The sequence below is a fragment of the Streptomyces sp. BJ20 genome, from assembly GCF_022869105.1.
In the GTDB taxonomy this organism is placed as follows: Bacteria; Actinomycetota; Actinomycetes; order Streptomycetales; family Streptomycetaceae; genus Streptomyces; species Streptomyces griseoincarnatus.
Genome location: NZ_CP094918.1, coordinates 2,722,925 through 2,746,935 on the forward strand (window position 1 = coordinate 2,722,925; position 24,011 = coordinate 2,746,935).

General features: G+C 73.5%; 19 protein-coding genes and 2 pseudogenes. 8 read left to right on the top strand and 13 right to left on the bottom strand.

What is annotated here, in order from left to right:
* Positions 1 to 2 precede the first annotated feature (2 nt).
* The 4 genes from MTR79_RS12365 to MTR79_RS12380 all read left to right on the top strand — a co-directional run bounded on the left by MTR79_RS12365 (position 3) and on the right by MTR79_RS12380 (position 3,704).
* Complete coding sequence (locus tag MTR79_RS12365; protein ID WP_244790159.1) at positions 3 to 953, top strand: sugar ABC transporter permease; 951 nt, start codon at positions 3 to 5, stop codon at positions 951 to 953.
* Complete coding sequence (locus tag MTR79_RS12370; RefSeq protein ID WP_189366423.1) at positions 950 to 1,816, top strand: carbohydrate ABC transporter permease; 867 nt, start codon at positions 950 to 952, stop codon at positions 1,814 to 1,816. The genes MTR79_RS12365 and MTR79_RS12370 overlap by 4 nt, the downstream gene beginning before the upstream one ends.
* Positions 1,817 to 1,853: 37 nt before the next feature.
* On the top strand, positions 1,854 to 3,431 hold the full coding sequence (locus MTR79_RS12375; RefSeq protein ID WP_244790161.1) for an alpha-amylase family glycosyl hydrolase: 1,578 nt from the start codon (positions 1,854 to 1,856) through the stop codon (positions 3,429 to 3,431).
* Between the two features lie 72 nt (positions 3,432 to 3,503).
* A complete protein-coding gene (locus tag MTR79_RS12380; RefSeq protein WP_244790163.1) occupies positions 3,504 to 3,704 on the top strand; it encodes a hypothetical protein in 201 nt (66 codons plus the stop codon).
* Between the two features lie 24 nt (positions 3,705 to 3,728).
* On the opposite strand, the gene MTR79_RS12385 is transcribed toward MTR79_RS12380, so the two are convergent.
* The 8 genes and pseudogenes from MTR79_RS12385 to MTR79_RS12420 form a co-directional block, all read right to left on the bottom strand.
* Positions 3,729 to 4,643, bottom strand: coding sequence for an ABC transporter permease (locus tag MTR79_RS12385; protein WP_189366425.1), 915 nt, complete (start codon positions 4,641 to 4,643; stop codon positions 3,729 to 3,731).
* A complete protein-coding gene (locus MTR79_RS12390; RefSeq protein WP_244790165.1) occupies positions 4,630 to 5,427 on the bottom strand; it encodes an ABC transporter ATP-binding protein in 798 nt (265 codons plus the stop codon). The genes MTR79_RS12385 and MTR79_RS12390 overlap by 14 nt, the downstream gene beginning before the upstream one ends.
* A gap of 34 nt (positions 5,428 to 5,461) precedes the next feature.
* Positions 5,462 to 6,568 carry an aliphatic sulfonate ABC transporter substrate-binding protein gene (locus tag MTR79_RS12395; protein ID WP_244790167.1) on the bottom strand — a complete coding sequence of 369 codons (1,107 nt, stop codon included), beginning with the start codon at positions 6,566 to 6,568 and terminating at the stop codon, positions 5,462 to 5,464.
* 422 nt (positions 6,569 to 6,990) lie between these two features.
* Positions 6,991 to 7,449, bottom strand: coding sequence for an Rrf2 family transcriptional regulator (locus MTR79_RS12400; RefSeq protein WP_244790169.1), 459 nt, complete (start codon positions 7,447 to 7,449; stop codon positions 6,991 to 6,993).
* Between the two features lie 69 nt (positions 7,450 to 7,518).
* Positions 7,519 to 7,824, bottom strand: a pseudogene (locus MTR79_RS12405) (sulfite exporter TauE/SafE family protein); the annotation flags it as partial.
* 1 nt (position 7,825) lies between these two features.
* A complete protein-coding gene (locus MTR79_RS12410) occupies positions 7,826 to 8,419 on the bottom strand; it encodes a winged helix-turn-helix domain-containing protein (protein ID WP_244790171.1) in 594 nt (197 codons plus the stop codon).
* Positions 8,420 to 8,856: 437 nt separating this feature from the next.
* A complete protein-coding gene (locus tag MTR79_RS12415) occupies positions 8,857 to 9,954 on the bottom strand; it encodes a hypothetical protein (RefSeq protein WP_244790173.1) in 1,098 nt (365 codons plus the stop codon).
* A complete protein-coding gene (locus MTR79_RS12420) occupies positions 9,951 to 10,751 on the bottom strand; it encodes a phosphatase PAP2 family protein (RefSeq protein ID WP_244790175.1) in 801 nt (266 codons plus the stop codon). The genes MTR79_RS12415 and MTR79_RS12420 overlap by 4 nt, the downstream gene beginning before the upstream one ends.
* A 220-nt stretch (positions 10,752 to 10,971) precedes the next feature.
* Here MTR79_RS12420 and MTR79_RS12425 point away from each other — a divergent pair, with 220 nt between their 5' ends.
* Positions 10,972 to 11,586: a TetR/AcrR family transcriptional regulator gene (locus MTR79_RS12425; protein WP_048460161.1), complete on the top strand. Its 615-nt coding sequence runs from the start codon at positions 10,972 to 10,974 to the stop codon at positions 11,584 to 11,586.
* Positions 11,587 to 11,740: 154 nt separating this feature from the next.
* Here MTR79_RS12425 and MTR79_RS12430 read toward each other — a convergent pair whose 3' ends face one another.
* Together MTR79_RS12430 and MTR79_RS12435 are read right to left on the bottom strand one after the other, a co-directional pair.
* Positions 11,741 to 12,649: a hypothetical protein gene (locus MTR79_RS12430; RefSeq protein WP_244793136.1), complete on the bottom strand. Its 909-nt coding sequence runs from the start codon at positions 12,647 to 12,649 to the stop codon at positions 11,741 to 11,743.
* 945 nt (positions 12,650 to 13,594) lie between these two features.
* Positions 13,595 to 13,711: pseudogene (locus MTR79_RS12435) on the bottom strand (DUF2510 domain-containing protein); the annotation flags it as partial.
* 274 nt (positions 13,712 to 13,985) lie between these two features.
* Here MTR79_RS12435 and MTR79_RS12440 point away from each other — a divergent pair.
* Positions 13,986 to 16,664 (top strand): AAA family ATPase, encoded by a 2,679-nt coding sequence (locus MTR79_RS12440; protein ID WP_244790177.1) that lies wholly within the window; start codon positions 13,986 to 13,988, stop codon positions 16,662 to 16,664.
* Positions 16,665 to 16,924: 260 nt separating this feature from the next.
* Here the strand turns inward: MTR79_RS12440 and MTR79_RS12445 are convergent, their stop codons facing one another.
* Positions 16,925 to 17,914, bottom strand: coding sequence for a DUF3048 domain-containing protein (locus MTR79_RS12445; RefSeq protein WP_244790179.1), 990 nt, complete (start codon positions 17,912 to 17,914; stop codon positions 16,925 to 16,927).
* A 217-nt stretch (positions 17,915 to 18,131) separates the two neighbouring features.
* Between MTR79_RS12445 and MTR79_RS12450 the strand changes: the two genes are divergently transcribed.
* A complete protein-coding gene (locus tag MTR79_RS12450; RefSeq protein ID WP_102637459.1) occupies positions 18,132 to 19,322 on the top strand; it encodes a zinc-dependent alcohol dehydrogenase in 1,191 nt (396 codons plus the stop codon).
* 15 nt (positions 19,323 to 19,337) lie between these two features.
* Here the strand turns inward: MTR79_RS12450 and MTR79_RS12455 are convergent, their stop codons facing one another.
* The gene (locus tag MTR79_RS12455) at positions 19,338 to 20,405 is read right to left on the bottom strand and encodes an ATP-dependent DNA ligase (RefSeq protein WP_189366432.1); all 1,068 of its coding nucleotides are present in this window, start codon (positions 20,403 to 20,405) and stop codon (positions 19,338 to 19,340) included.
* 357 nt (positions 20,406 to 20,762) lie between these two features.
* Here MTR79_RS12455 and ligD point away from each other — a divergent pair, with 357 nt between their 5' ends.
* Positions 20,763 to 21,785 (top strand): non-homologous end-joining DNA ligase, encoded by a 1,023-nt coding sequence (gene ligD / locus MTR79_RS12460; RefSeq protein WP_086701291.1) that lies wholly within the window; start codon positions 20,763 to 20,765, stop codon positions 21,783 to 21,785.
* Positions 21,786 to 21,810: 25 nt separating this feature from the next.
* Here the strand turns inward: ligD and MTR79_RS12465 are convergent, their stop codons facing one another.
* A complete protein-coding gene (locus MTR79_RS12465) occupies positions 21,811 to 23,997 on the bottom strand; it encodes a family 16 glycoside hydrolase (RefSeq protein WP_189366450.1) in 2,187 nt (728 codons plus the stop codon).
* Positions 23,998 to 24,011 lie beyond the last annotated feature (14 nt).

Here is a 24,011-nt window from a genome sequence, read left to right on the forward strand (position 1 = left end):
CGGTGACGAAGACGGTCGAACGGCCGCCCGCCCTGCGGGTCCGTCCGGTGAAGGCGCCGTCCCCGGCGGGGGACCGGAGGCGGCGCCGCCTCACCGACCACCTGCGGGCGTACGGCTTCCTCCTCGGCGGGCTGATCTGCTTCGCCCTGTTCTCCTGGTACCCCGCGGTCCGCGCCGTCGTGATCGCCTTCCAGAAGTACACACCCGGCTCGGACCCCGAATGGGTCGGCACCGCCAACTTCACCCGCGTCTGGCAGGACCCCGAGTTCGCCGCCGCCTGGCGCAACACGCTCACCTTCACCCTGCTCGCCCTGCTGATCGGCTTCGCGATCCCCTTTGTGCTGGCCCTCGTCCTCAACGAACTCCGTCACGCCAAGGCGTTCTTCCGGGTCGTCGTCTACCTGCCGGTGATGATCCCGCCCGTGGTGAGCGCCCTGCTGTGGAAGTGGTTCTACGACCCGGGCGCCGGCCTCGCCAACGAGGCGCTGCGCCTCCTCCACCTGCCGACCTCGAACTGGTCCAACGGCGCCGACACGGCCCTGGTGTCCCTGGTGATCGTCGCCACCTGGGCCACCATGGGCGGCACCGTGCTCATCTACCTCGCCGCGCTCCAGTCCATCCCCGGAGAGCTGTACGAGGCCGCCGAACTCGACGGCGCCAACCTGCTCCAGCGCGTCCGGCACGTCACTGTCCCGCAGACCCGGTTCGTGATCCTCATGCTGATGCTGCTGCAGATCATCGCCACCATGCAGGTGTTCACCGAACCCTTCGTGATCACCGGCGGGGGTCCGGAGAACGCCACCGTCACTGTCCTCTACCTCATCTACAAGTACGCGTTCCTCTACAACGACTTCGGCGGCGCCTGCGCGCTCAGCGTCATGCTGCTCGCCCTGCTCGGCGCGTTCTCCGCCGTCTACCTCCGCCTCACCCGCTCCGGAGAGGAGGCCGCATGAGCGGCAGCGTCCGCACCCTCGTCTCCCCGGCCGTCCTGGCCCGCCCCCGCGGCAGGGCCGCCTACTGGACCGTCTTCACCGGCGTCGTCGGGCTGTTCACGCTGGCGTTCCTGTTCCCGGTGTACTGGATGGTCACGGGCGCAGTGAAGTCGCCGGACGAGGTGGCCCGCACCCCGCCCACCCTCGTCCCCGAGAGCTGGAGCACCGCCGGGTACGCCGACGCCTGGGAGCTGATGCAGCTGCCCACGCACCTGTGGAACACGGTGGTGCAGGCGGCCGGCGCCTGGATCTTCCAGCTGGTGTTCTGCACGGCCGCCGCCTACGCCCTGTCCAGGCTGCGCCCGGCCTTCGGCGCCCTGATCCTCGGCGGCATCCTCGCCACGCTGATGGTCCCCGCCCAGGCCCTCGTCGTCCCGAAGTACCTCACCGTCGCGGACCTCGGACTGCTCAACGACCCGCTCGCCATCTGGCTGCCGGCCGTCGCCAACGCCTTCAACCTGTACCTGCTCAAGCGGTTCTTCGACCAGCTGCCCAGGGACGTCCTGGAGGCCGCCGAGATCGACGGCGCGGGAAGGCTGCGCACCCTGTGGTCCATCGTGCTGCCCATGTCCCGCCCGGTGCTCGGCGTGGTGTCGATCTTCGCGCTGGTCGCCGTCTGGCAGGACTTCCTCTGGCCGCTGATGGTGTTCTCCGACACCGACAAGCAGCCCATCAGCGTGGCCCTCGTGCAACTGTCGCAGAACATCCAGCTCACCGTGCTGATCGCCGCGATGGTGATCGCCAGCGTCCCCATGGTCGCGCTGTTCCTCGTCTTCCAGCGGCACATCGTCGCCGGGATCAGCGCGGGCAGCACCAAGGGCTGACACCGGACCCCCGTCCACAGAAGAGAAAGGCACCCACGTGGGACAGCCCACCCCTGCCACCGATGACGGCTGGTGGCGCTCCGCCGTCATCTACCAGGTGTACGTCCGCAGCTTCGCCGACGGCGACGGCGACGGCACCGGGGACCTGGCCGGCGTCCGCGCCCGACTGCCGTACCTCGCCGAACTGGGCGTCGACGCGCTGTGGTTCAACCCCTGGTACCGGTCCCCGATGAAGGACGGCGGCTACGACGTCGCCGACTACCGCGCCGTCGACCCCGCCTTCGGCACCCTGGCCGAGGCGGAGAAACTCATCGCCGAGGCACGGGACCTGGGCATCCGCACCCTCGTCGACATCGTGCCCAACCACGTCTCCGACCAGCACCCCTGGTTCCGCGCGGCCCTCGCGGGCGGCCCCGAGCGGGAGCTGTTCCACTTCCGCCCCGGTCGCGGCGAGCACGGCGAACTCCCGCCCAACGACTGGCAGTCCGAGTTCGGCGGGCCCGCCTGGACCCGGCTGCCCGACGGAGACTGGTACCTGCACCTGTTCGCCCCCGAGCAGCCCGACCTCAACTGGGCCCACCCGGCCGTACGCCAGGAGCACGAGGACATCCTGCGCTTCTGGTTCGAGCGCGGTGTCGCCGGCGTCCGCATCGACTCCGCGGCCCTGCTGGTCAAGCACCCCGAGCTGCCCGACGTCACCGAGGGCCGCGACCCGCACCCCTACGTCGACCGCGACGAACTGCACGACGTCTACCGCGCCTGGCGGGCCGTCGCCGACGAGTACGGGGCCGTCTTCGTCGGCGAGGTCTGGCTCCCCGACGCCGAACGCTTCGCCCGCTATCTGCGCCCCGACGAACTGCACACCGCGTTCAACTTCTCCTTCATGAGCTGCCCCTGGGACGCCGCCCGGCTGCGCCGCTCCATCGACGACACCCTCGCCGAGCACGCCCCCGTCGGCGCCCCCGCCACCTGGGTGCTGTGCAACCACGACGTCACCCGCACCGTCACCCGCTACGGCCGCGCCGACACCGGTTTCGACTTCGCCACCAAGGCCTTCGGCACCCCCACCGACCTGGCCCTGGGCACCCGCCGGGCCCGCGCGGCGGCTCTGCTCTCCCTCGCCCTGCCCGGCGTGGTCTACGTCTACCAGGGCGAGGAGCTGGGACTGCCCGAGGCGGACATCCCGCTGGATCGCATCGAGGACCCGATGCACGCGCGCTCCGGAGGCACCGACCCCGGCCGCGACGGGTGCAGGGTGCCGCTGCCGTGGGCGGCCGGCGAGCCGCACGCCGGGTTCGGCGGCGAGCCCTGGCTGCCGCAGCCCGACGGCTGGGCCGCCTACGCGGCCGACCGGCAGGCCGAGGACCCCGGCTCCATGCTCCGCCTCTACCGCGAGGCGGTCCGGCTGCGGCCCGTCTTCGGCGACGGCCCGCCGACCTGGCTGCCCGCACCGGACGGCGTCCTCGCCTTCGCCCGCGCCGACGCCCTGTGCGTGGTCAACCTCTCGGACACGCCTGTCGACCTGCCCGCCCACTCCGCGTTGCTGCTCGCCGGCGGCCCGCTCGACACCGCCGGGCGGCTGCCCCGCGACACCGCGGTCTGGCTGCGTGCCTGAGCCGCGCCCCCGTCTGTTCCCGCAAGCCGCCACCGCCAGGCCGCGTGGCAGGCGCGGACCCGGACCCTGTCCGTGCGGGGCAGCACCGACGGCTCCGCGCACACGACGCCGGCCGTCGCCCGGGAGCACCGCTTCGACCCGGCGACCGGCACGACCGGCAACACGGTGACCGTCCCGGTCGACGGCAGCCTGCACCGGCTGCGGCTGCGCGTCACCGGCAACACCGGCCGGTCGGCCGCCCGGTTCAGCGAGGTCGACGCGTACAGGTCCTGACGGACCGCACCCGCGAGGGCGGGGTCAGCGGCTGACGAGCAGACCCCGCCCGCGCAGCACGCGCCGCTCCAGCGGGCTGAAGAGCAGCAGGTCGATGGCGATGCCGACGCACAGGATCAGCAGAATCGCCAGGAACACCTGCGGCATGCTGCTGTTGTTGCGGCCGTTCTCCAGCAACTGGCCGAGGCCTACGCCGAGATCGGGCGAGGAGGCGATGATCTCGGCGGCCATCAGCGAGCGCCAGGAGAACGCCCAGCCCTGCTTGAGACCTGCCACGTAGCCGGGGAGCGCGGCGGGCATCACGATGTACCGCGCGCCGCGCAGCCCGGTCGCGCCCAGGGTGCGTCCGGCGCGCAGGAACAGCGGCGGGATCTGGTCGACGCCCGCCACCAGGCCGTTGGCGATGGACGGGACCGCGCCGAGCAGGATCACCGCGAACATCATCGAGTCGTTCAGGCCCAGCCAGATCACGGCGGGCGGCACCCAGGCCACCGACGGCAGCGACTGCAGACCCGACAGGATCGGTCCGACGGCCGCCCGGACGAAGCTCACCCGCGCCACCAGCAGCCCGAGCGGGGTGCCGATGGCGAGCGCCAGCAGGAAACCGAGCAGACCGCGCGAGACGGACGTCCAGATGTGGTCGAGCAGGGTGCCTTGCAGCCAGGCCGCGCGCACCTCGCCCCACACGTCGGACGGGGAGGCGAGCTTGTACGGGGGAGCGACCTCCGCCCACACCAGGACCTGCCACACCACCAGCACCAGGGCGACGGCGGTGACCGGCGGCAGCACCTTGCGCAGCAGCGTCCGGCCGATCGGGGTGCGGACCGTCTGCGTCGCGTCCAGCGCGTCGAGGCCCGCTTCCAGACCGGCGAGGTCGTCCCGGTCCCGGGGCGCGGGGGCCCTCTCCGTGACGTCGGCGGCTTTCTCAGTGCCGGCCATGACGGCGGATCTCCCCACGCAGTTCTTCGGTGATCTCGGCGGACAGCTCCGCGACGGTGGAGTCCTCCAGGCGGCGCGGCTGCGGCAGGCCCACCGTCCACTGCCGGGCGATGCGGCCCGGCCGCGACGACAGCAGGACGACGCGCTGCGCGAGCCGTACCGCCTCGCGCACGTTGTGCGTCACGAACAGCACCGACAGGCCCGTCTCCCGCCAGATCCGGGTCAGTTCGTCGTGCAGCACGTCACGGGTGATGGCGTCGAGCGCGGCGAACGGCTCGTCCATCAGCAGCAGCCTGCTGTCCTGGGCGAGGGCGCGGGCCAGGGCGACGCGCTGGCGCATGCCGCCGGACAGTTCGTGCACCCGCTTGCCGTGCGCGTCCTTCAGCCGCACCAGCTCCAGCAGCCGCTCCGTCTCCTGACGGCGCTCCGGATTGTCCACGCCGCGCAGCTTCAGGGCGAGTTCGACGTTCCTGTCCGCGGTGAGCCACGGGAACAGGGCGTGCTCCTGGAACATCAGGGCGGGCCGGCCGTCGGTGCCGATGGCGCCGGCGGACGGCCGGTCGAGCCCGGCGACCAGGTTGAGCAGGGTCGACTTGCCGCACCCCGAGGCGCCCAGGAGGGTGACGAACTCGCCGGGCGCGACATCGAGGGTGATGTCGTCCAGCACGAGCTGACGTCCGCCCGGGGCGCTCGGAGCGGGATAGGACTTCGAGACGTGCACGACCCGTGCGGCGTACTCCGCCGTCGTGGTGTCCTCGGCCGTCCCGGCCATCGTGGTGGCCATGGTCGTCACCTCCTCAGGTCTCGTCGGGGCATGGTCAGCGGACGCCGAGACCGGCGTCGTCGACCGCCGGCCTGCCCACGGCCCCGAGGACCTTGTTGAGCGGTTCGAGGTCGTAGATGCCCTTCAGATCGGGCTTCTCCAGCAGGCCGGCGGACACCGCGTGCGCGGCCTGGGCGTCGAGGGTGGAGGCCAGCGGGTCGTCGAGGAAGGTGATGGACTCCCACGCCGGGTCGAGGACCTCGTCCGGCAGGGCCTTGCCGGACAGCTTCTCCAGCGCCTTGTTCGCGGACGCCTTGGCCTCGTCCGGATTGGCGTTGATCCACGCGTTGGTCTTCACCGAGCCGCGCAGGACGGCCTCGACGACGTCCGGATGCTCCTCGAGGAACGTCTGCGACACGATGATGTTGGTGATCACGAACTTCTTGTCCGGCCAGATCTCGGACTCGTCGAGCAGCACCTTCGCGCCGTCCGCGACCAGCTTGGACGCGGTGGGCTCGGGCACCCAGGCGCCGTCGACCGAGCCGGACCTGTAGGCGTCCGGGGTGATCTTGTTCTCGGTGCGCACCACGGACACGTCGCCCTTGCCGCTCTGGGCGTCGACCTTCCAGCCCTGCTCGGCGATCCAGTGCAGGAAGGCCACGTCCTGGGTGTTGCCGAGCTGCGGTGTGGCGATCTTCTTGCCGTTGAGGTCGTCCAGGGTCTTGATCGTGGCCGGGTTCACCACGAGCTTCACGCCGCCGGAGGCCGAACCGCTGATGATGCGCAGGTTCTTGCCGGCGGACTTCGTGTAGCCGTTGACGGACGGGGAGGGGCCGATCCAGCCGATGTCGATGGACCCGGCGTTGAGCGCCTCGATCTCGGAAGGCCCGGCGTTGAACGTCGACGCCTTGATCGTGGTGCCGCCCAGCTCCTTCTGGAGCAGGCCCTCCTGGACGCCGATCAGGGCGGTGGCGTGCGTGAGGTTGGGGAAGTAGCCGATCTTCACCTCGGAGGCGGAGAGCTTCTTCGCGTCCGCCGCGACCTCCGCCCGTGTGGGGTCGTCCTCGGCGTCGGAACCGTAGCCGCAGGCGGTGAGCAGGAGCGGGAGGGCCGCCAGGGCGGCGACGGTGCGCAGGACGGTGAACGGGCGTGCGGCAGACACGGAGGTGTCCTCTCGGGAAAGCGCGGTCGGGGACGAGACCGGCGTACGGGTGTGGCTCAGGGGCGCGCGGCCGTCGGGTCGGCCCCACGAGAGGGCGGCCGAGGCGCTGCGTGCGGGTGCGGCGCGGGGAGCGAGCGGGCTCAGGGGCGTCGCCGGCCGCGGGTGCGGTCCCGGCGGGGCCTCAGACCTGCCGACAGATGGCGCTGGACGTGCGGCCGAAGTCGATGTGGCGGCGCGTGGTCAGCAGGAGGCGTGCGGCGACGGCGGACGGACGCGCGGTCATGGCCACCTCCTGTGGATCCCTAGTTTTCCTACCTGGCTGCTAGGGATCGTGGCAGAAAGCAGCCCTGACCCCAAGAGGCTGCTCATATGATGGACGCCGGTCGCTCACATGGCGAGAAACGCCTGGTCGGTGGCTGGGGTCAGGGATTCGCCCAGGCCTTCGGGGCGTCGGCCAACGCGGCCACCCCGGCCGGAAGCCGGGACGACGCCACGTCGGCGAGGGACACGCCCTCCAGGATCTGACGCACGTTGGACCGCAGCGCGATCCACAGCGGCAGCAGCGACTCGGCGGGACCGGAGTAGGACAGCTCGGGCGGGCGCACGCCGCGCACCGAGACCAGCGGACCCTCCACGACGCGGATGACGTCGGCGATGCTGATCGCGTCGGCGGGCTTCGCCAGCCGGTACCCGCCGTTCCCGCCGCGCTGGCTCACCACGAGCCCGCCCCGGCGCATGTCGTTGAGGATGCTCTCCAGGAACTTGTGCGGGATGTCCTGCGCGTCGGCGATCGCCTCGGCCTTGAGCGGCCCGTCGCCCCCGGACGCCGCGAGTTCCAGCGCGGCGCGCACCGCGTAGTCCGCCCTGGCTGAGATCCGCATGCGGTCATTATCCCGTACGGCCCGCGCCGCCCTCCACCCGCCGTCGAAGGTCCGGAACCAAGGGAGGGATCAGGCCGGCGCCTGCACGGCGTGGAGTGCGACCGCCGCGGCGGCCAGGGAGCCCAGCAGCAGACGCAGTCCGGTCGCGGGCAGACAGGGCTGGAGCCGCGCGCCGAGACACCCGCCGATCAGCCCGCCCAGCCCGCAGGGCGGCCACGGGTACCAGTCGGGCGCCACGTCCCCGGTGTCCGCCAGGGACAGCAGTGCGAAGGCACCCGCGCCCGCCACGGATGTGACGAACGTGGCGGCCGGCGCGGCCGGCGCCACGCGCGCGACGGACATGCCGCGCCCGGCCGGCAGCGGCCCGAGCAGCGAGTCAGGATCGGCCGCAGGGCGCGGCGTGGGGGGTGTCCTGCTGGTCGGGCACGTACTTGTAGCCGATGGAGCGGACGGTCACGATGCGGCGGCGGTGGGCGGAGCCCAGTTTGCGGCGCAGGCGTGCGACGTGGACGTCGACCGTGCGGCCGTCGCCGACGTGGTGGTAGCCCCAGACGGCCGCCACCAGCGTCTCGCGCGACTGCACGAGGTGCGGCCGCCGCACGAGGTGCGCCAGCAGCTCGAACTCCAGGTAGGTCAGGTCGAGTTCACGCCCGTCGACCTCGGCGGTGCGGCGCGCGGTGTCGATCCGGACCGCGTCGTCCGCCGGCTGCGGCACGGGCTGCGCGGTCACGCCGGCGGTCACGTCCGCGGTCGCGTCGGCGGCCGCCGGACGGAATTCGGGCCCCGGCCGGTCCTTCACGAACAGGTCCAGCGGATCGGTGCCCTCGGGGACCAGCAGGAGGTAGGCGACGAGCGGCGGGGACCCGGGGTCCTCGCCGTCGTGCCGCACCCCGTCGGCCACCAGGTGGAGGTGGCGCGTGTCGGGCAGCGGACGGAGCGAGGCGGTCGGATGCGGCAGTGCCGTGGTCATGGCGTCAGTCCCTCGGGAAAGGTGTCGGGTCCCGGCGGACGCGGGCGGTGGTGCGTGGAAGCCGGGAGGGGGCCGGAGTGCGCGGCCCGCGTGCGGGCCGTGCGTTCAGGCGCGACAGCAGGCGGCGCTGACGACGTGACCGAAGTCGACATGCCGACGACGTACGAGTCGCTGCTGCACAGGGGACATGTCCCTCATGCTGCGCACCCCCGTGAGCACCGTCAAGCTTTTCCTAGTAAATCTGTAGGGAAAGAAGGTTTCGTCTCACATGCTGAGCGCGTGGGGCCGGTCGGCGGGACGTGACCATGCCGCCGTCTGCTCACCCTGCTCGCCGCGGCCGGAGCTGTCGGCGCGCTGCCCGTGTCGGCGCCCGCCCGCGCAGCCGACGGCGACACCGTCGTCAAGCCGCTGCCGCCCGGCCGTCGGTCGCCCGTGGTTCAGGCGGCCCGGCGCTCCCCGGCCCTCCGCCCGGGACACCGGTCCCGTCTCCTCCGCCGCCCCGGTCTCCGGGCGGAGTGGAGCGCGACGCTCTCCTGGGTGTGCGCCGGGGGGACGAGGGCCGTCCCTGCCGACGGGCTCGGCGCGTACGGTTCCGTGACCGCCGGCGGCGTCCACCGCGGGAAGCCGGACGTGCCCGTGGTCGCCGGGACCGGTGCGCGTACCGCTGCCGAGGGCGTGCCCGGCTCGTCCGGAGCCTCCGCAGGACCTGCGGAGGTCCCCTCGGCGGCCCGTGACAGCAGGACCACGCCCCACGCCGCGAGACCGGCGCCGAACAGGCCGAACACCATGCCGGGCGCGCCGCCCCGGAGGTGTTCGCCGAGCAGGCCCAGTCCGATCACCGCCGCCGCCAGCGGATTGGCGAGCGTGACCATCGCCAAGGGAGCCCCGAGGCCACCCCGGTACGCGGTCTGCGCGAGGAGGAGGCCGCCCGCCGAGAAGGCGGCGACCAGCAGCGCCACCCCGATCACGCGCATGTCGAGGAGCGGGCCGGTGCGGTCGGTCACCGCGACCGTCACCGTCTGGGTCAGCGCGGAGGCGACCCCCGACGCGATGCCCGACGCCGTCGCGTGACGCAGACCGGGACGGCTGCCGGGCCAGGACAGCAGGCCGATGAGTGACGCCGTGCCGCCCGCCAGGCCCAGCGCCTCCGGCACGCTCAGCACGTCGTCCGGCGCCGGTCCGGACGCCGTCGCGAGGAGCGCCGCCAGACCGGCCAGGGTGAGAGCCGTGCCCCGCCACTCCACCGCGCTCACCGGCCGCCCCGCCATCCGCGCCCCCAGCGGCACCGCGGCGACCAGGGTGAGCGCGCCCAGCGGCTGGACCACCGTCAGCGGGCCGTACTTCAGGGCCACCACGTGCAGCAGCGCGGCCGCCGCGTTCAGGGAAACCGCACCCCACCAGGCGCCGCTGCCCAGCAGTCGCAGCGCCCCGGCGCCGGAGTCGTGGGTGGCCAGCCGCGCCTGCGTCACGGCGGCGAAGGCGTAGGCGACGGCCGACACCAGGGAGAGCAGGACCGCTGTCAGCAGGGCGCTCATCGGCCCGCCCCCACGAGTGCCCCTGGGTGCCTCGGCCGGGGAACCGGCGTCGACGCGGGGGCGCGGCGCGGCCGGCGTACCACCGCGAGCGCGAGACCGAGCAGGGCCGCCGCCGCGAGCGCGTCCAGCCAGAAGTGGTTCGCCGTTCCGACGATCACCAGCAGGGTCACCAGCGGATGCAGCAGCCACAGCCACCGCCACGCCGTCCGCGTCACGGCGATCAGGCCGATCGCCACCATCAGCGCCCAGCCGAAGTGCAGCGACGGCATCGCCGCGAACTGGTTCGACAACTGGTCGGCGTCGGGCGGCCCGTAGACCGACGGTCCGTACAGCCGCGCCGTGTCCACCAGTCCCGTCGCCGGGAGCAGCCGGGGCGGGGCCAGCGGGTACGTCAGATGCAGCACCAGCGCGGCCGCGGTGACCGCCGCCAGCGCGCGCCGGGCCCACACGTAGTGGCCGGGGCGGCGCAGGTACAGCCAGACCAGGAAGGCCGCGGTGGCGGGGAAGTGGACGCCCGCGTAGTAGGTGTTGGCGAGCTGGACGAGCGTGTCGCCGTGCAGCAGCGAGGACTGCACCGCACCCTCCCCGGGGAGGCGCAGCGCCCGCTCCAGGTCCCAGACCTCACGGCCGTTGCGGTACGCCTCGGCGGTGTGGCCGGCCGTGAGCTGCCGGCCCAGCTTGTACATGAGGAACAGGCCCGCCACCAGCAGCATTTCGCGCAGCAGCGGCGGCCGGTCGCGGGTGCGGGGTCCCGGTGGTACGGGTTCGGGTTCCTCGAACTCCTCGCGCGCGTGCATGCCCCCGGTCCCTTCGCTGACGGTGGTGCGTGTCGTGATGCGGGCGGAGCTGCTGACTCGGGGACCGGGTCCAGCTCATCGGCGCGAGCCATGATCGATACGCGAACGTACCGATACGGGCTCGTACCGATACGGCAGTGTACCGATACGTTCGCGTACCGGTACACTCGGGTATCGATTGCGTACGACACACTCCGTCGAGGGAGAGGGAGCCGAACCGATGACGTCGCAGGACGCGGACCGACCGGGACCGGCCGGTGCCTCGCGCCGCTCGAAGATCACGCCTGAGCGGGAGCGGGAATTCTTCGACGCCGTACTGGAGCAGATCCGCACGTGCGGGTACGACGCCGTCACCATGGAGGGCGTCGCCGCCACCACGCGGTGCAGCAAGTCCACGCTCTACCGGCAGTGGCGGACCAAGCCGCAGTTCGTCGCCGCCGCCCTCCGGTCGAGCGCGCGGGCGCGGTTCGCGCTCATCGACACCGGCACCCTCGCCGGGGACCTGCGGGAGGCCGCGCGCTGCGCGGGGGAGTGGTCGCCGAAGGACGCCACACTGTTCCAGGCGCTCGGGCACGCGGTCCTCCAGGACCGGGAGCTGGCGCAGGCGCTGCGGGAAGCGCTGATCGACCCGGAGATCGCCGCGCTGAACGAGATCCTGCGGCGGGGCGTGGAGCGCGGGGAGGTCGACGCGGACAACCCGGCGCTGGAGTACCTCCCGGCGCAGATCTTCGGGGTGCTGCGGGTCAGGCCCGTGCTCGAGGGGCGCCACGCGGACCCCGACTACGTGCTCCGCTTCGTCGAGGCGGCGGTGCTGCCGGCGCTCGGACTGGAATGAGACCCGGGCCCCGCCGGTCATGGGGACGACCGGACGGAGGTCCGACCGCGCCGCACCGTGGGGACGGGGGCGGCGCACCACCCGGCCGGGTGGGACACCTCTTGAGCGGAGAGATGTCCCACCCGGCCGTACTACGTGGGACGCGGGCGGCCCGTCAGACGTCCTGCCCGTTGCCGCGGCCGCCCTCGGCCACCTCGATGCCCTCGGTGATCTCGTCGAGGATCTTCTGCTGCTGGTCGGTGTCCACGCCGAAGCGGACGACCACGATCTGGTCCGGGCGGTTGGGGGACGGGAACGCGAGGGACTGCACGAAGCCGTCCGACCCCTCCTGCGTCACCGCCTTCCAGCGGACCAGATACCCCTTCTGCCCGGCCACGGTCACCGCCTTCGACGCCAGCACGTCGTGCGAGGTGATCCGCCCGTACGCCTCGCCGCCGTAGCTCTCCTCGGCGTTCGCCGCGATGTCGGCCTTCGCGACCTCCTCGGCGGTGTCACCGCGCGTGCCGAGCACCACGGCCGGCGCCGAGTACGCGCCGCCCTTGACGCAGGTCTTCGAGGTGTCGCCGGGGCAGTCGTACGACGTCTTCGACGTGAGCGCGGCGCCGGCCTGCAGTTCCTCGCCGTACCACCCGTCGGGCACGGGCAGACTGATCCCGCTCAGCGCGTCGGTCACGGCGCCGCTCTCGACACGGCGGGGTTCGTCGCCGCCACCGTCGCCCTCGCGGTCCGGACCGCCCTCCTCGGGCGCATCCCGCCCGTCGTCCCGCCCGCCGGGCTGCTGAGAGGTGGCGGTACTCCGTCCCCCGCCGTCGTCGGTCAGGGCGTACACCCCCACGCCGATACTCGCCAGCACGGCGACGGCCACGGCGACGGCTATGCCGATACGCAGCCGACGCCCTCGCCGGGACGGAGGCGCGACGGGGTGGACGGGGTATCCGGGGATCCCCCCACCCAGGGTCTCCACGGGCCCCCAGCCCCCACCCTGCCCCACGCCGGACCCGTACGCGGGAACGGCCCCTGGAGCGGCCTGCCCGTCGGAGACCCAGCCACCGGCCGCCTGCACCGGGGCTGTCCGACCGGCGTCCTGGTGCGCGGCCGTCGGTCCCGCTCCGACTTGCCCCTCGGCCGCCCCACCGGTATCGGCCTGCTGCCCGGCCGCCCGCGCCGCGTCGGCCTGACCGGCAGTCGTCGGCCCCGCGGCAGTCTGGCCGGCGGCCGCTCGCTCCGCGTCGGTTCGCTCCGCGCCGACCGGGCCCTCGGCCGCCGGTGCCGCGACTGCCTGCCTGGCAGCGGCCTCACCTTCGGTCGCCTGCACCGAGCCGTGGGGGCCCGCGTCCGCCTGGCCGGCGCCGGTGTGCCCGGCGCCGGCCTGCCCAGGGACGGGCTGTCCCATGGCGGCCCCTTCCGCGCCGGCCGCCCGGCCGTCGGCCTCGCCCTCGGTCGCAGTGCCGGTGCCGGTGCCGGTGCCGGTCGGGCTCGGGCCCTCGTGCTGCCTGGCAGCGGCCTCACCTTCGGTCGCCTGCACCGAGCCGTGGGGGCCCGCGTCCGCCTGGCCGGCGCCGGTGTGCCCGGCGCCCGCCTGCCCAGGGACGGGCTGTCCCATGGCGGCCCCTTCCGCGCCGGCCGCCCGGCCGTCGGCCACGCCCTCGGTCGCAGTGGCGGTCGGGCTCGGGCCCTCGTGCACCGTGGCGGTCTGCTCCGTGCCGGTCCGGCCCGCGACGTCCCGCCCCGCGAGGGACTGCGCCGTGTCTCCCGGCTCCGAGGTCGTGTCCTGCGCGTCGGTCTGCCCGGTGAGGGCGTCGTCCGCAGGGGCGTGCACCGCGGCGGTGTGCCCCGCGCCGGCCGGCCCCGCGGCACCGGCGCGCCCGGCGCCCGCCTCCACCGCATCAGCCCGCCCCGCAGGGGCGTCGTCCCCAGGGCGCTGCCCGGAAACCGTTTCCGTCCGCCCCGATGCGGCACCCTCGTCCGAGCCGGCGTCCCCTTCCGGGCGCGCCGGAGCGGCCGCCGGGGCCGTCCTCCGGATCCGCGCCGTCCAGGCCGTGCCGTCCCACCACCGCTCCGTCGGCGGGCCGTCTTGCTTCTGTCCGGGATCGGGGTACCACCCGGGGGGAGTCACCAGCGTCATGCCCCCACCGTATGAGGCGTCGGTGAAAGGCGGATGAGAGAGTCCGCGGACGGGGCAGAGCGGCCCTGTACAGGTACGGCGCGTGCCGCGTCAACGGGTCGGAAGGGAACAGGCGTTGACCGACAGGTCCCTGGTGAGGGGCGGGCCGCGTCGACTCGCGGCGCCCGGTGTCACTCGTCACGGCAACACGTGACGCGACCGGGCTCCGCTCGGCCGGGCGGAGGACTACGCTCGGGTCCGGTACGTCATTCGGGCGACTCGGGGAGGTAGCGGGATGACGGAGGTACGGCCCCCGGCGGCACCCTCGGCCGCCCTGTGGGAGCGCGACGAGGAACTCGCCGCCGTCGCGGAGGCCGTCGACGTCCTGTGCGCCGACCGCCACTCGCCCGGCACCCTGCTGGTGCTGCGCGGCGAGGCGGGACTCGGCAAGACCGCCCTGCTCGCCGAGACCCGCCGCATCGCCGAACAGCGCGGCTGCACCGTCTGGTCCGCCCGCGGCGGCGAGACCCTGCGCACCGTGCCGTTCAACGTGGTGCGCCAACTCCTCCAGCCCGCGCTGGTGTCGATGCTGCCGGAGGAGGCCCGGGAGTACCTGGGCGACTGGTACGGCATCGCCGGCCCCGCCCTCGGCATAGCCGACCCGGGCGACGGGCAGGCCGACCCGCAGGGCGTGTGCGAGGGCCTGGTCGCCGCCGTCCGCCGGCTGGCCCGCCGCGACTGGCCGCTGGTACTGCTCATCGACGACGCCCACTGGGCCGACCAGGAGACCCTGTACTGGCTCGCCGTGTTCGCCGAACGCCTCGCCGACCTGTCGGTGCTGGTCGTCGTCGCCCGCCGCCCCGGCGAGATCACCGGGATGAGCGCCCGTCACCTGGACGCCGTCGCCGAGGCGGCCGGACGTCCCGTCACCGACCTCAGCGCCCTCACCCCCGAGGCGGCGGCCGGACTGACCCGCGCCACGCTCGGGGAGAACGCGGACGCAGCGTTCTGCCGCGAGGTGTGGGCCGTCACCGGAGGCAACCCCTACGAGACCGTCGAGCTCCTCGCCAAGGTGCAGGACACCGAGCTGGACCCGGTCGAGGCCCACGCCGGCGAACTGCGCGAGCTGAACCGCTCCGCCCGTGGCGGCGGCCTCGTCGCCCGCCTGGAGGAACTCGGCATAGACGCCACCCGGTTCGCCTGGGCGGCCGCCATCCTCGGCGACGGCATCACCGTCGACCTGGTGGCCCAGCTCGCCACGCTCGGCCCGGACCAGGCGGCCCGCTGCGCCGAACGCCTGCGCGGCGCCCGCATCCTGACGGCACGCGACCCGGCGTCCGCCGGGCCCGCCGAGCTGGAGTTCGTGCATCCGCTGATCGCGACGGCCGTCTACAACTCCATCCCGGACGCCCTGCGCCGCGCCATGCACGGCATCGCGGCCCGTATCGTCACCGACTCCGGGCGCGGCGCCGCCGCGGCCGCCCGCCACCTCCTCGAGGTCCACCCGGACGACGACGAGGAACTGGTCTGGCAGCTGCGTGAGGCCGCCCGTGAACACCTCGCCGTCGGCGCCCCGGACGCCGCCCGCCGCTGCCTGGAACGCGCCCTGGAGGAGCCGCCCCGCCCCGAGGTGCACGCGCTCGTCCTCCACGAACTGGGCAGCGCCACCTTCCTCACCGCGCCCGCCCGCACCATCGGCCATCTGCGTACCGCCCTCGGCATGCCCGGCCTGGACGGCGACCGGCGGGTGGACGCCGTGATCCGCCTCTCCCAGGCCCTGCTGCACAACGACCAGATGGAGGAGGCCGTCCGCACGGTCGAGGCGGAGGCCGCCCGGATGCCCGCGGGACCGACCCGGATGCGGCTCCAGGCCGTGCAGTTCATGTGGGAGGGCGTGCACGCCGGCGAGTCCCTCACCCCCGGCCGCTCCGAACGCCTCGCCGAGCTCGCCGCCACGTGCACCGGCCGCGACAACGCCGAGCGCGCGCTGCTCATACTGCGCGGCTTCGACGCCATGATGCGCGGCGAGAACGCCGAGGAGATCGCCGAGATCTGCGACCGCGCCCTGGTCAACGGCCGCCTCGCACCCGGCCTCGGCTGGACCGACAACGAGTGGGGCGTCGAACTGCTGCTGATGCTGGCCAGCTCCTACGTCTACACCGACCGCCTCGACCGCGGCGAGGCCCTCTACAGCGAGGCCCTCCAGGCGTACGACACGGCGGGCTGGGGCGGCGGCCATCTGGTCCTGGCCCACGCCTACGTCGGCCTCGCCCACCGCAGGCGCGGCAGACTGGAGGCGGCGGAGAACTCCCTGCGCGAGTCGCTGCGCCTCGCCGAACGCGTCGGCCGCGGACTGCCGTTGTACTGGACGGCCACCAGCAACCTCGTCGACACGCTCCTCGCCCGCGGCCACGTCGACGAGGCGTGGGCCATGGCCGAACGGCACGGCTTCGCACCGCCCTACCCGTCCACCGTCGTGCTGCCCGACCCGCGCTCCGTGCGCGGCCGGCTGCTGCTCGCCGTGGGCCGTACCAAGGAGGGCGTCAACGAACTGGAGGCGGCGGAGAAGGCCGCCGCCGCGCGCGGCCACCTCAACCCGGTGCACGTCTTCGCCGCCGCCGACCTGGCCCGCGCCCTCACCACGGAGGACCCCGCCCGAGCGGCCCGGCTCGCCGTCGACGTCCGCCGCCGCGCCGAACGCCTCGGCACCGACACGGCGATAGGAGAGGCGCTGCGGGTGGCGGCCGCCCTGGACACCGGGCAACGCGCGATCCGTCTCGCCGGCCAGGCGGTCACCTACCTGGAGTCCTCGCCCTGCCAGTACGAGCACGCCGCCGCCCGCATCGAGTACGGCGTGCTCGCCCGCTCCGTGCCCGACCTGGAACGGGGAGAGGCACTGGCCCGCTCGTGCGGCGCGGACGGCCTGGTGGAGCGGGCCCGCGCCGAACTGGCCACGGGCGTCGGACGCCGTTAGCCGCCAGGACGCCCCGCCGCCGGTCACGCCGCAGGCGCGTCCCGCGGCTGCCGGCCGTCCTGCGGCGCCGCGTCGGCAGCCCGGCCTCCAGGGCGGCCGCAGCACGCAGTCCACGTGTGCGTCGCCCAGCACCTCACGGATGCCTTCGGGCTGCGTGCGCACCGCGGCTCGGGCTGACGGGCCAGGAGTTCACCACAGCGCGGTCTTCGGCCCGGGCACGCCGGATCTTCAGCACCTTGATCCGGCGGGCGGCCACGCCCTCAGCGCCCCGACGTCAGCAGGACCCACACCGGTCCCGGTGCGACGTTGACCGGGTCGCCGTCCGGCGTGGTGAGGGACGTGCCGTCCTCGGCGGCCGGGCGGCTCCAGGACGCCGGGTGGGCGCGCCCGTCGCGCAGCACCGTCGCCTTCCCCGACCCCACCGTCTCCGTGTACGGCGTGTTGTTGCCGAGGAAGTCGCGGAAGCCGGACCGGCGCACGGTCACGTCCTGCACGACCACCGTGGCCGCCGTGAGCCGGTCGCCGTCGCGGGTGGTCGCGGGGGAGCCGTCCATCGACACCTGCCAGCGCCCGTCGGCGTCCGACCAGGTGAAGGTGAAGCGGGCCGCCGGGAAGCGCACGGTGACCTCCTCCTCGGGCGTCCCGCCGGAGGGCGCGGGGCCCTCGCGGAAGCCGGTGGTCAGCGCGGCCTCGCCGGGCGGGTCCTCCAGCACCCGGTCCGGGCGCAAAAACAGGTTGTGCGGGGCCGCCCGGCCGGGGTCCCGGTCGAAGGCGTCGGCCTCGGACGTGGGGTCCACGGGGGTGAGCGGCGCTTCGTCGATCAGCGGCAGCAGCTTGCTCTGGGCACCGGAGAAGGCGAGCAGGGGTTCGTCGAACTGGCGCAGCAGCTCCAGGTCGGACTCGCGGGCGCTGCGCACCGGCCCCACCGACTCGGGCAGCCGGGTGGCGTACACCGCCATCAGCCGGCTCAGCCCGCCCTCCACCTGTTCGACGTAGACCACGTCGGCATCGTCGAGACCGGACTGGGGCCGCGCGGCGGGCGCGTTGTCGATCTTCACGGCCAGGGCGGGAGGGGCCGCCCCGCCCTGCGTGGCGGTGGGCGACTCCCGGGCTCCGCGTCCGTCGTCCCCGTCGCCGCCCGACGTGCAGCCCGCCGCCAGTCCTGCCGCCAGCACGGCGGCCAGCAGCACCCCGGCCCGCCTGCCGCCGCGCCGTCGCCGCGCCCTTCGTTCCGTGCCCACCGTCGCCACCGGCCGTCCTCAGTCATCCGTTGATTCGATTGTGCGCTTTTCCGATCGTCTACGCCGCTGCCCGGGCAGCAGGGATTCCGCGCGGTGGAGTCCGCCGATCGGCCCAGTGATCGGCGGTTCGGTGCCCGGCGCCTCGGGTACCCGGACGCAACCGCACGGGCGGCGCACGGACCCGCACGGCGTGACACACCGGCCGGCACGGAGGGAGCAGGCGGCGATGAAGGCACTGACCTGGCAAGGGAAGCGGGACGTACGGGTCGAGACCGTCCCGGATCCCAAGATCGAGGAGCCGACGGACGCGATCATCCGCGTCACCTCAAGCGGACTGTGCGGATCCGACCTGCACCTGTACGAGGTGCTCACCCCGTTCATGACCCCCGGCGACATCCTCGGTCACGAACCGATGGGCATCGTGGAAGAGGTCGGCGCGGCCGTCCCGGACCTCCAGGTCGGCGACCGGGTCGTCGTGCCCTTCCAGATCGCCTGCGGCAACTGCTGGATGTGCCTGACCGGGCTGCCCACCCAGTGCGAGACCACACAGGTCACCGCCGAGGGCATGGGCGCGGCCCTGTTCGGCTACACCCGCCTCTACGGCGCGGTGCCGGGCGCCCAGGCGGAGTACCTGCGGGTGCCGCAGGCCCAGTACGGCCCCATCAAGGTGCCGGAGGGCCCGGCGGACGACCGTTTCGTCTACCTCTCCGACGTGCTGCCCACCGCCTGGCAGGCCGTCGCCTACGCCGAGGTCCCCAAGGGCGGCAGCGTCGCGGTGCTCGGCCTCGGCCCCATCGGCGACATGGCCTGCCGGATCGCCCAGGTCCAGGGCGCCGGGCGGGTGTTCGGCGTGGACCTGGTCCCGGAACGGCTGCGGCGGGCCAAGGCGCGCGGCGTGGAGACCTTCGACCTGCGCTCCTTCGACGACGAGAAGGAACTCGTCGAGGCGATCCGCGACCAGACCGACGGCCGCGGCCCCGACGCCGTGATCGACGCCGTCGGCACCGAGGCGCACGGCAGCGCGGCGGCCCGCATGGTGCAGAACGCCTCCGCGCTGCTGCCCCGCAAGATCAGCGGCCCGATGGCCGAACGCTTCAGCGTGGACCGGCTCGCCGCCCTCTACACCGCCATCGAGCTGGTCCGCCGCGGCGGCACCATCTCGCTGTCCGGCGTCTACGGCGGCATGGCCGACCCGATGCCCATGCTCACCCTGTTCGACAAGCAGGTGCAGATGCGCATGGGGCAGGCCAACGTGCGCCGCTGGAGCGACGAGATCATCCCTTACCTCACCGACGAGGACCCGCTCGGCGTCGACGACTTCGCCACCCACCGCGTCCCCCTGGACGAGGCTCCCGAGGCCTACGACATGTTCCAGAAGAAGCGCGACGGCGCGGTCAAGGTGCTGATGAAGCCCTGACCCACGGCCCCACTGCTACGGCCCGCCGAGAATCTCCGCGAGGTCGTAGCGGACCGGCTCCTCCAGCTGCGCGTACGTACAGCTCTCGGGGGCGCGGTCGGGGCGCCAGCGGCGGAAACGGGCGGTGTGCCGGAAGCGCTGCCCGTTCTCCATGTGGTCGTACGCGACCTCCGCCACCCGCTCCGGCCGCAGCGGCACCCACGACAGGTCCTTCTTGCCCGTCCAGCGGCTCGGCGCGCCGGGCAGCCGCGCCGACGCGTGCGCCGCCTCGTCCGCCCAGGCCGCCCACGGATGGTCCGACACGTCCTCCATCCGCAGCGGCTCCAGCTCCTCCACCAGTTCCGCGCGCCGCTTCATCGGGAAAGCGGCCGACACGCCGACATGCTGGAGTGCGCCCTGCGCGTCGTACAGACCCAGCAGCAGCGAGCCCACCACCGGGCCGCTCTTGTGCAGCCGGTACCCGGCGACCACCACGTCCGCCGTGCGCTCGTGCTTGATCTTGAACATGGCCCGCTCGTCCTGCCGGTACCGCAGGTCCAGCGGCTTGGCCACCACCCCGTCCAGGCCCGCCCCTTCGTACTGCTCGAACCAGCCCCGCGCGACCTCGACGTCCGTGGTCGCCGGCGCCACGTGCACCGGCGGGGTGGCGTCCCGCAGCGCCCGCACCAGCAGCTTCCGCCGGTCGGTGAGCGGCACGTCCAGCAGCGACTCGTCCGCGAGGGCCAGCAGGTCGAACGCCACGAACGACGCCGGGGTCCGCTCGGCGAGCGTCCGCACCCGGGAGTCCGCCGGATGGATGCGCTCCGTCAGCGCGTCGAAGTCCAGGTGCCCTTCGCGGGCGATGACGATCTCCCCGTCCACCACGCACCGCTCAGGCAGCCGCTCCCGCAGCGCCTCGGCCAGCTCGGGGAAGTACCGGGTGAGCGGCTTGCCCGTACGGCTGCCCAGCTCCACCTCGTCGCCGTCGCGGAACACGATCGCCCGGAAGCCGTCCCACTTGGCCTCGTACTGCATGCCCGGCGGGATCTTCGCCACCGACTTGGCGAGCATCGGCTTGACGGGCGGCATCACCGGGAGGTCCATGGCTCGACTGTAAGGACGGAGAGGGTGCTCCGCGCCTCGAGACGCGGCATCGTCGAGCGTGCGGCGCCCTGTCGTGTGCCGGGTGCGGCCCGTCGAGGGCTGGTCGCGCAGCTCCCCGCGCCCGCCCCCGTGGCCTGCGGGCAGTCGTGCCGCTGGGGCGGCACGGGTGGGCGCAGGCGGCACCCTCTCGGCGGGCCTCGCCGTCAGCGTCGTACTTGAGGCTCACGGGGCGCCTCGCATTGTTGCGTGCCGGGTGCGGCCCGTCGGGGCTGGTCGCGCAGTTCCCCGCGCCCCTTCGGGACGCCGGGTGGGTGCGGCCGGTGTGCGGCGACCGGTCCCCGCGCCTACCGTGGCCGCATGGGCGATGCGGTGGAGCTGGAGGTGGGCGGCCGGACGGTGCGGCTGTCCAGCCCGGACAAGGTGTTCTTCCCGGAGCGCGGCTACACCAAGCTGGACGTCGCCCGCTACTACCAGGCGGTCGCCCCCGGCATCCTGCGCGCCCTGCGCGAGCGCCCCACCACCCTCCAGCGCTACCCGGACGGCATCGAGGGCGAGTGGTTCTACCAGAAGCGCGCCCCCAAGAGCATGCCCGACTGGATCCCCACCGCCCACATCACCTTCCCCAGCGGGCGCAGCGCCGACGAGATGTGCCCCACCGAGGAGGGCGCCGTGGTGTGGGCCGCCCAGTACGGCACGCTCACCTTCCACCCCTGGCCGGTGCGCCGCTCGGACGTCGACCACCCCGACGAACTGCGGATCGACCTCGACCCGCAGCCCGGCACCGACTACGACGACGCCGCCCGCGCCGCCCACGAACTGCGCGCCGTCCTCGAGGAGTACGGGCTGCGCGGCTGGCCCAAGACCTCCGGCGGCCGCGGACTGCACGTCTTCGTGCCGATCGAGCCGCGCTGGACCTTCACCCAGGTCCGCCGCGCCGCCATCGCCGTGGGCCGCGAGATGGAACGGCGGATGCCGGAGCAGGTGACCATCAAGTGGTGGAAGGAGGAGCGCGGGGAGCGCATCTTCGTCGACTACAACCAGACCGCGCGTGACCGCACCATCGCCTCCGCCTACTCGGTGCGGCCCCGCCCGCACGCCCCCGTCTCCGCGCCGCTGCGCTGGGACGAGGTGGGCGTCGCCCGTCCGCAGGACTTCGACATCACGACGATGCCCGCGCGCTTCGCCGAACTCGGCGACGTGCACGCGGACATGGACGACCACGCCTTCTCCCTGGAACTCCTGCTGGAACTCGCCCGCCGCGACGAGCAGGACCACGGGCTCGGCGACCTGCCCTACCCGCCCGAGTACCCGAAGATGCCGGGCGAGCCCAGCCGGGTGCAGCCGAGCCGGGCCAGGAAGCCGAAACCCTCGGCCTCCTGACCCGGCCCACGCACCGGACAGCCGGCTACAGATCCTTGATCCGCACGTCCCGGTAGGAGATGACGTCCGTCGTGCCGTGCACCTGAAGCCCGATGTAACCGGAGGCGTACCGCCGCCCGTCCGTGCCCGGGTCGTCCGAGCGCGGCGGGGAGAAGTCCAGACCGCCGATGTTGTCGAACTCGTTGATCAGCACGCCGTTGCGGTAGACCTCGTAGTGCTGGTCCACCACCCGGATCTCGTAGTCGTTCCAGGTGCCCTTCTGCGTCACGCCCGCGCCGGCCAGGCCCACACGGTCGAAGCCGTACACCGAGCCCGTCTTGTACATGTCGCCGGTGGGCGAGTCGAACACCTGGATCTCGTGCCCGAACTTGATGGCCGCCCACTCGGGCCGGGACTCCTCCGGGTGGTCGTGGATCTGCGGGAACCGCACGAACACACCGCCGTTGGCGTTGCCGGTGCCCGGGGCGTCGTCACGCCACTGGAGCTTCAGCGAGAAGTCGCCGTACGTGCGCTCCGGGAACCACAGCATGCCGAGCCCGCCCCGGGTGGTGCCCGAGGTGATCGACCCGTCCGGGTTCAGGCTGAACGAACCGCCGCCCACCTGCTCCCACTTGGCGAACGACGCCTCGGTGCCGTCCAGGATGGGGCGGTACCCCTCGGTCTGGCCGGGCGTGCCGATGCCGGACTGCTTGGCCGCCTGGTTGACCGCCCGGTACTCCCGCCGGTCGACGACCCCTTCCTTCCTCAGCGCGTCCATCACGGTCCTGACGTGCTTCAGGAACAGCGCCTGAGAGGTCCATTCCTTCTCGTCCTCGATCAGCTCACCGATCCGGCACCGGTTGTTGGTGACGCGGTTCGGCACGCCCGAGTCGACCGTGCCGACGATCACCGTCAGCCGCTCGTCGTACTCGGGGCAGGGCGGCGCGGGCACCCCGCCGGACACCACCGTGAAGCTCACCGTGAGCGGCTCGGAGGTGTTGCCGGCCTCGTCGGTGGCCCGGTAGGCGAGCGTGTGCCGGCCCGCCCGGTCGACCACCACGGGTGCCGTGTACGCCAGGTACGGCCCGGCGTCGAGGGAGTACTCGACGCGTGCCACACCGGACCCGTGGTGCCCGTCGTCGGCGCTGACCGTCACCGTGGCGCGGCCGACGTAGGCGCCGTCGGAGTTCTTCGTGCCCTCCACGGCGACACCGGTCGTGGGCGGGGTGGTGTCCTGCGGGGGAGCGGCGACGACCGTGAACTCCACGCTCTTGTCCGGCGCGGCGTTGCCGGCCTTGTCGGTGGCCCGGTAGCGGACGGTGTGCGTGCCCGCCTCGTGCACCATCACCGGACCGGAGTACGGCTGCCAGGCGCCGTCCGCGCCCAGCGCGTACTCGATGGTGTTGACGCCGGAGCCGGTGTCGGACGCGGTGACGGTGACCGTCGCCATGTCGATGTAGTGACCGTCGGCGTTCTGCTCGCCGTCCACGGTCGCCGAGGTCTCCGGCGGCGTGGTGTCGTCGGTCGGCGGGGCGACGACGGTGAACTCGACGCTCTTCTCCTCCGACACGTTGCCCGCCTTGTCCAGGGCGCGGTGGCGGAGGGTGTGCGTGCCGACCTGGTCGACCACGACCGGGGCGGTGTACGGCTGCCAGGCGGCGTCGGCACCGAGCGCGTACTCGATCCGGTCGACGCCCGACCCCTCGTCCGTGGCCTCCAGGGTCACGCTCGCGGACCCGACGTACGCGCCCTGGTCGTTCCGCGTGCCGCTCACCTTCGCCGTGGCCTCGGGCGCGGTGGTGTCCTCGCCGCCGCCCTCGGTGACCGTCAGCACGCCCCGCATCGACCCGTGGCCGGGGATGGTGCAGTGGTAGAGGTACGTGCCCGGGGTGAGCGTCACCTCCGCGGTGTGCCGGCCGCCCTGCGCGTCGGACGGGTTGGCCAGGATGTTCAGCTGGACGTCGCTGTTGTGCTCCGGGTCGGAGGTGACGAACGTCAGGGTGTGCGGCATGCCGGTGGTGTTGCCGGTGGCCTCACTGTTCTCGAAGACGATCGTCGCGGGACCGGCCACCGCGGTGGCCGGCGCGGACAGGTACTTGTCGATGTCGTTGCCGGCGGTCCACGTGAGGACCTGGGCCGCCGCGCGGGCGCCCTCGGCCTTCGGCTGCCCGGCCGCGGGCAGCGCCTGCAGGCCGAGCACCATCATCAGGCCGGCCAGCAGCGCGGCCCACACTCTCGGTCGTCGTG

Bases quoted from the DNA above. Each gene is read 5' to 3' on its own strand.
- MTR79_RS12370 (WP_189366423.1), top strand. From the start codon at position 950: ATGAGCGGCAGCGTCCGCACCCTCGTCTCCCCGGCCGTCCTGGCCCGC.
- MTR79_RS12385 (WP_189366425.1), bottom strand. From the start codon at position 4,643: ATGGCCGGCACTGAGAAAGCCGCCGACGTCACGGAGAGGGCCCCCGCG.
- MTR79_RS12390 (WP_244790165.1), bottom strand. From the start codon at position 5,427: ATGGCCACCACGATGGCCGGGACGGCCGAGGACACCACGACGGCGGAG.
- MTR79_RS12400 (WP_244790169.1), bottom strand. From the start codon at position 7,449: ATGCGGATCTCAGCCAGGGCGGACTACGCGGTGCGCGCCGCGCTGGAA.
- MTR79_RS12410 (WP_244790171.1), bottom strand. From the start codon at position 8,419: ATGACCACGGCACTGCCGCATCCGACCGCCTCGCTCCGTCCGCTGCCC.
- MTR79_RS12415 (WP_244790173.1), bottom strand. From the start codon at position 9,954: ATGAGCGCCCTGCTGACAGCGGTCCTGCTCTCCCTGGTGTCGGCCGTC.
- MTR79_RS12420 (WP_244790175.1), bottom strand. From the start codon at position 10,751: ATGCACGCGCGCGAGGAGTTCGAGGAACCCGAACCCGTACCACCGGGA.
- MTR79_RS12425 (WP_048460161.1), top strand. From the start codon at position 10,972: ATGACGTCGCAGGACGCGGACCGACCGGGACCGGCCGGTGCCTCGCGC.
- MTR79_RS12440 (WP_244790177.1), top strand. From the start codon at position 13,986: ATGACGGAGGTACGGCCCCCGGCGGCACCCTCGGCCGCCCTGTGGGAG.
- MTR79_RS12450 (WP_102637459.1), top strand. From the start codon at position 18,132: ATGAAGGCACTGACCTGGCAAGGGAAGCGGGACGTACGGGTCGAGACC.
- MTR79_RS12455 (WP_189366432.1), bottom strand. From the start codon at position 20,405: ATGGACCTCCCGGTGATGCCGCCCGTCAAGCCGATGCTCGCCAAGTCG.
- ligD (WP_086701291.1), top strand. From the start codon at position 20,763: ATGGGCGATGCGGTGGAGCTGGAGGTGGGCGGCCGGACGGTGCGGCTG.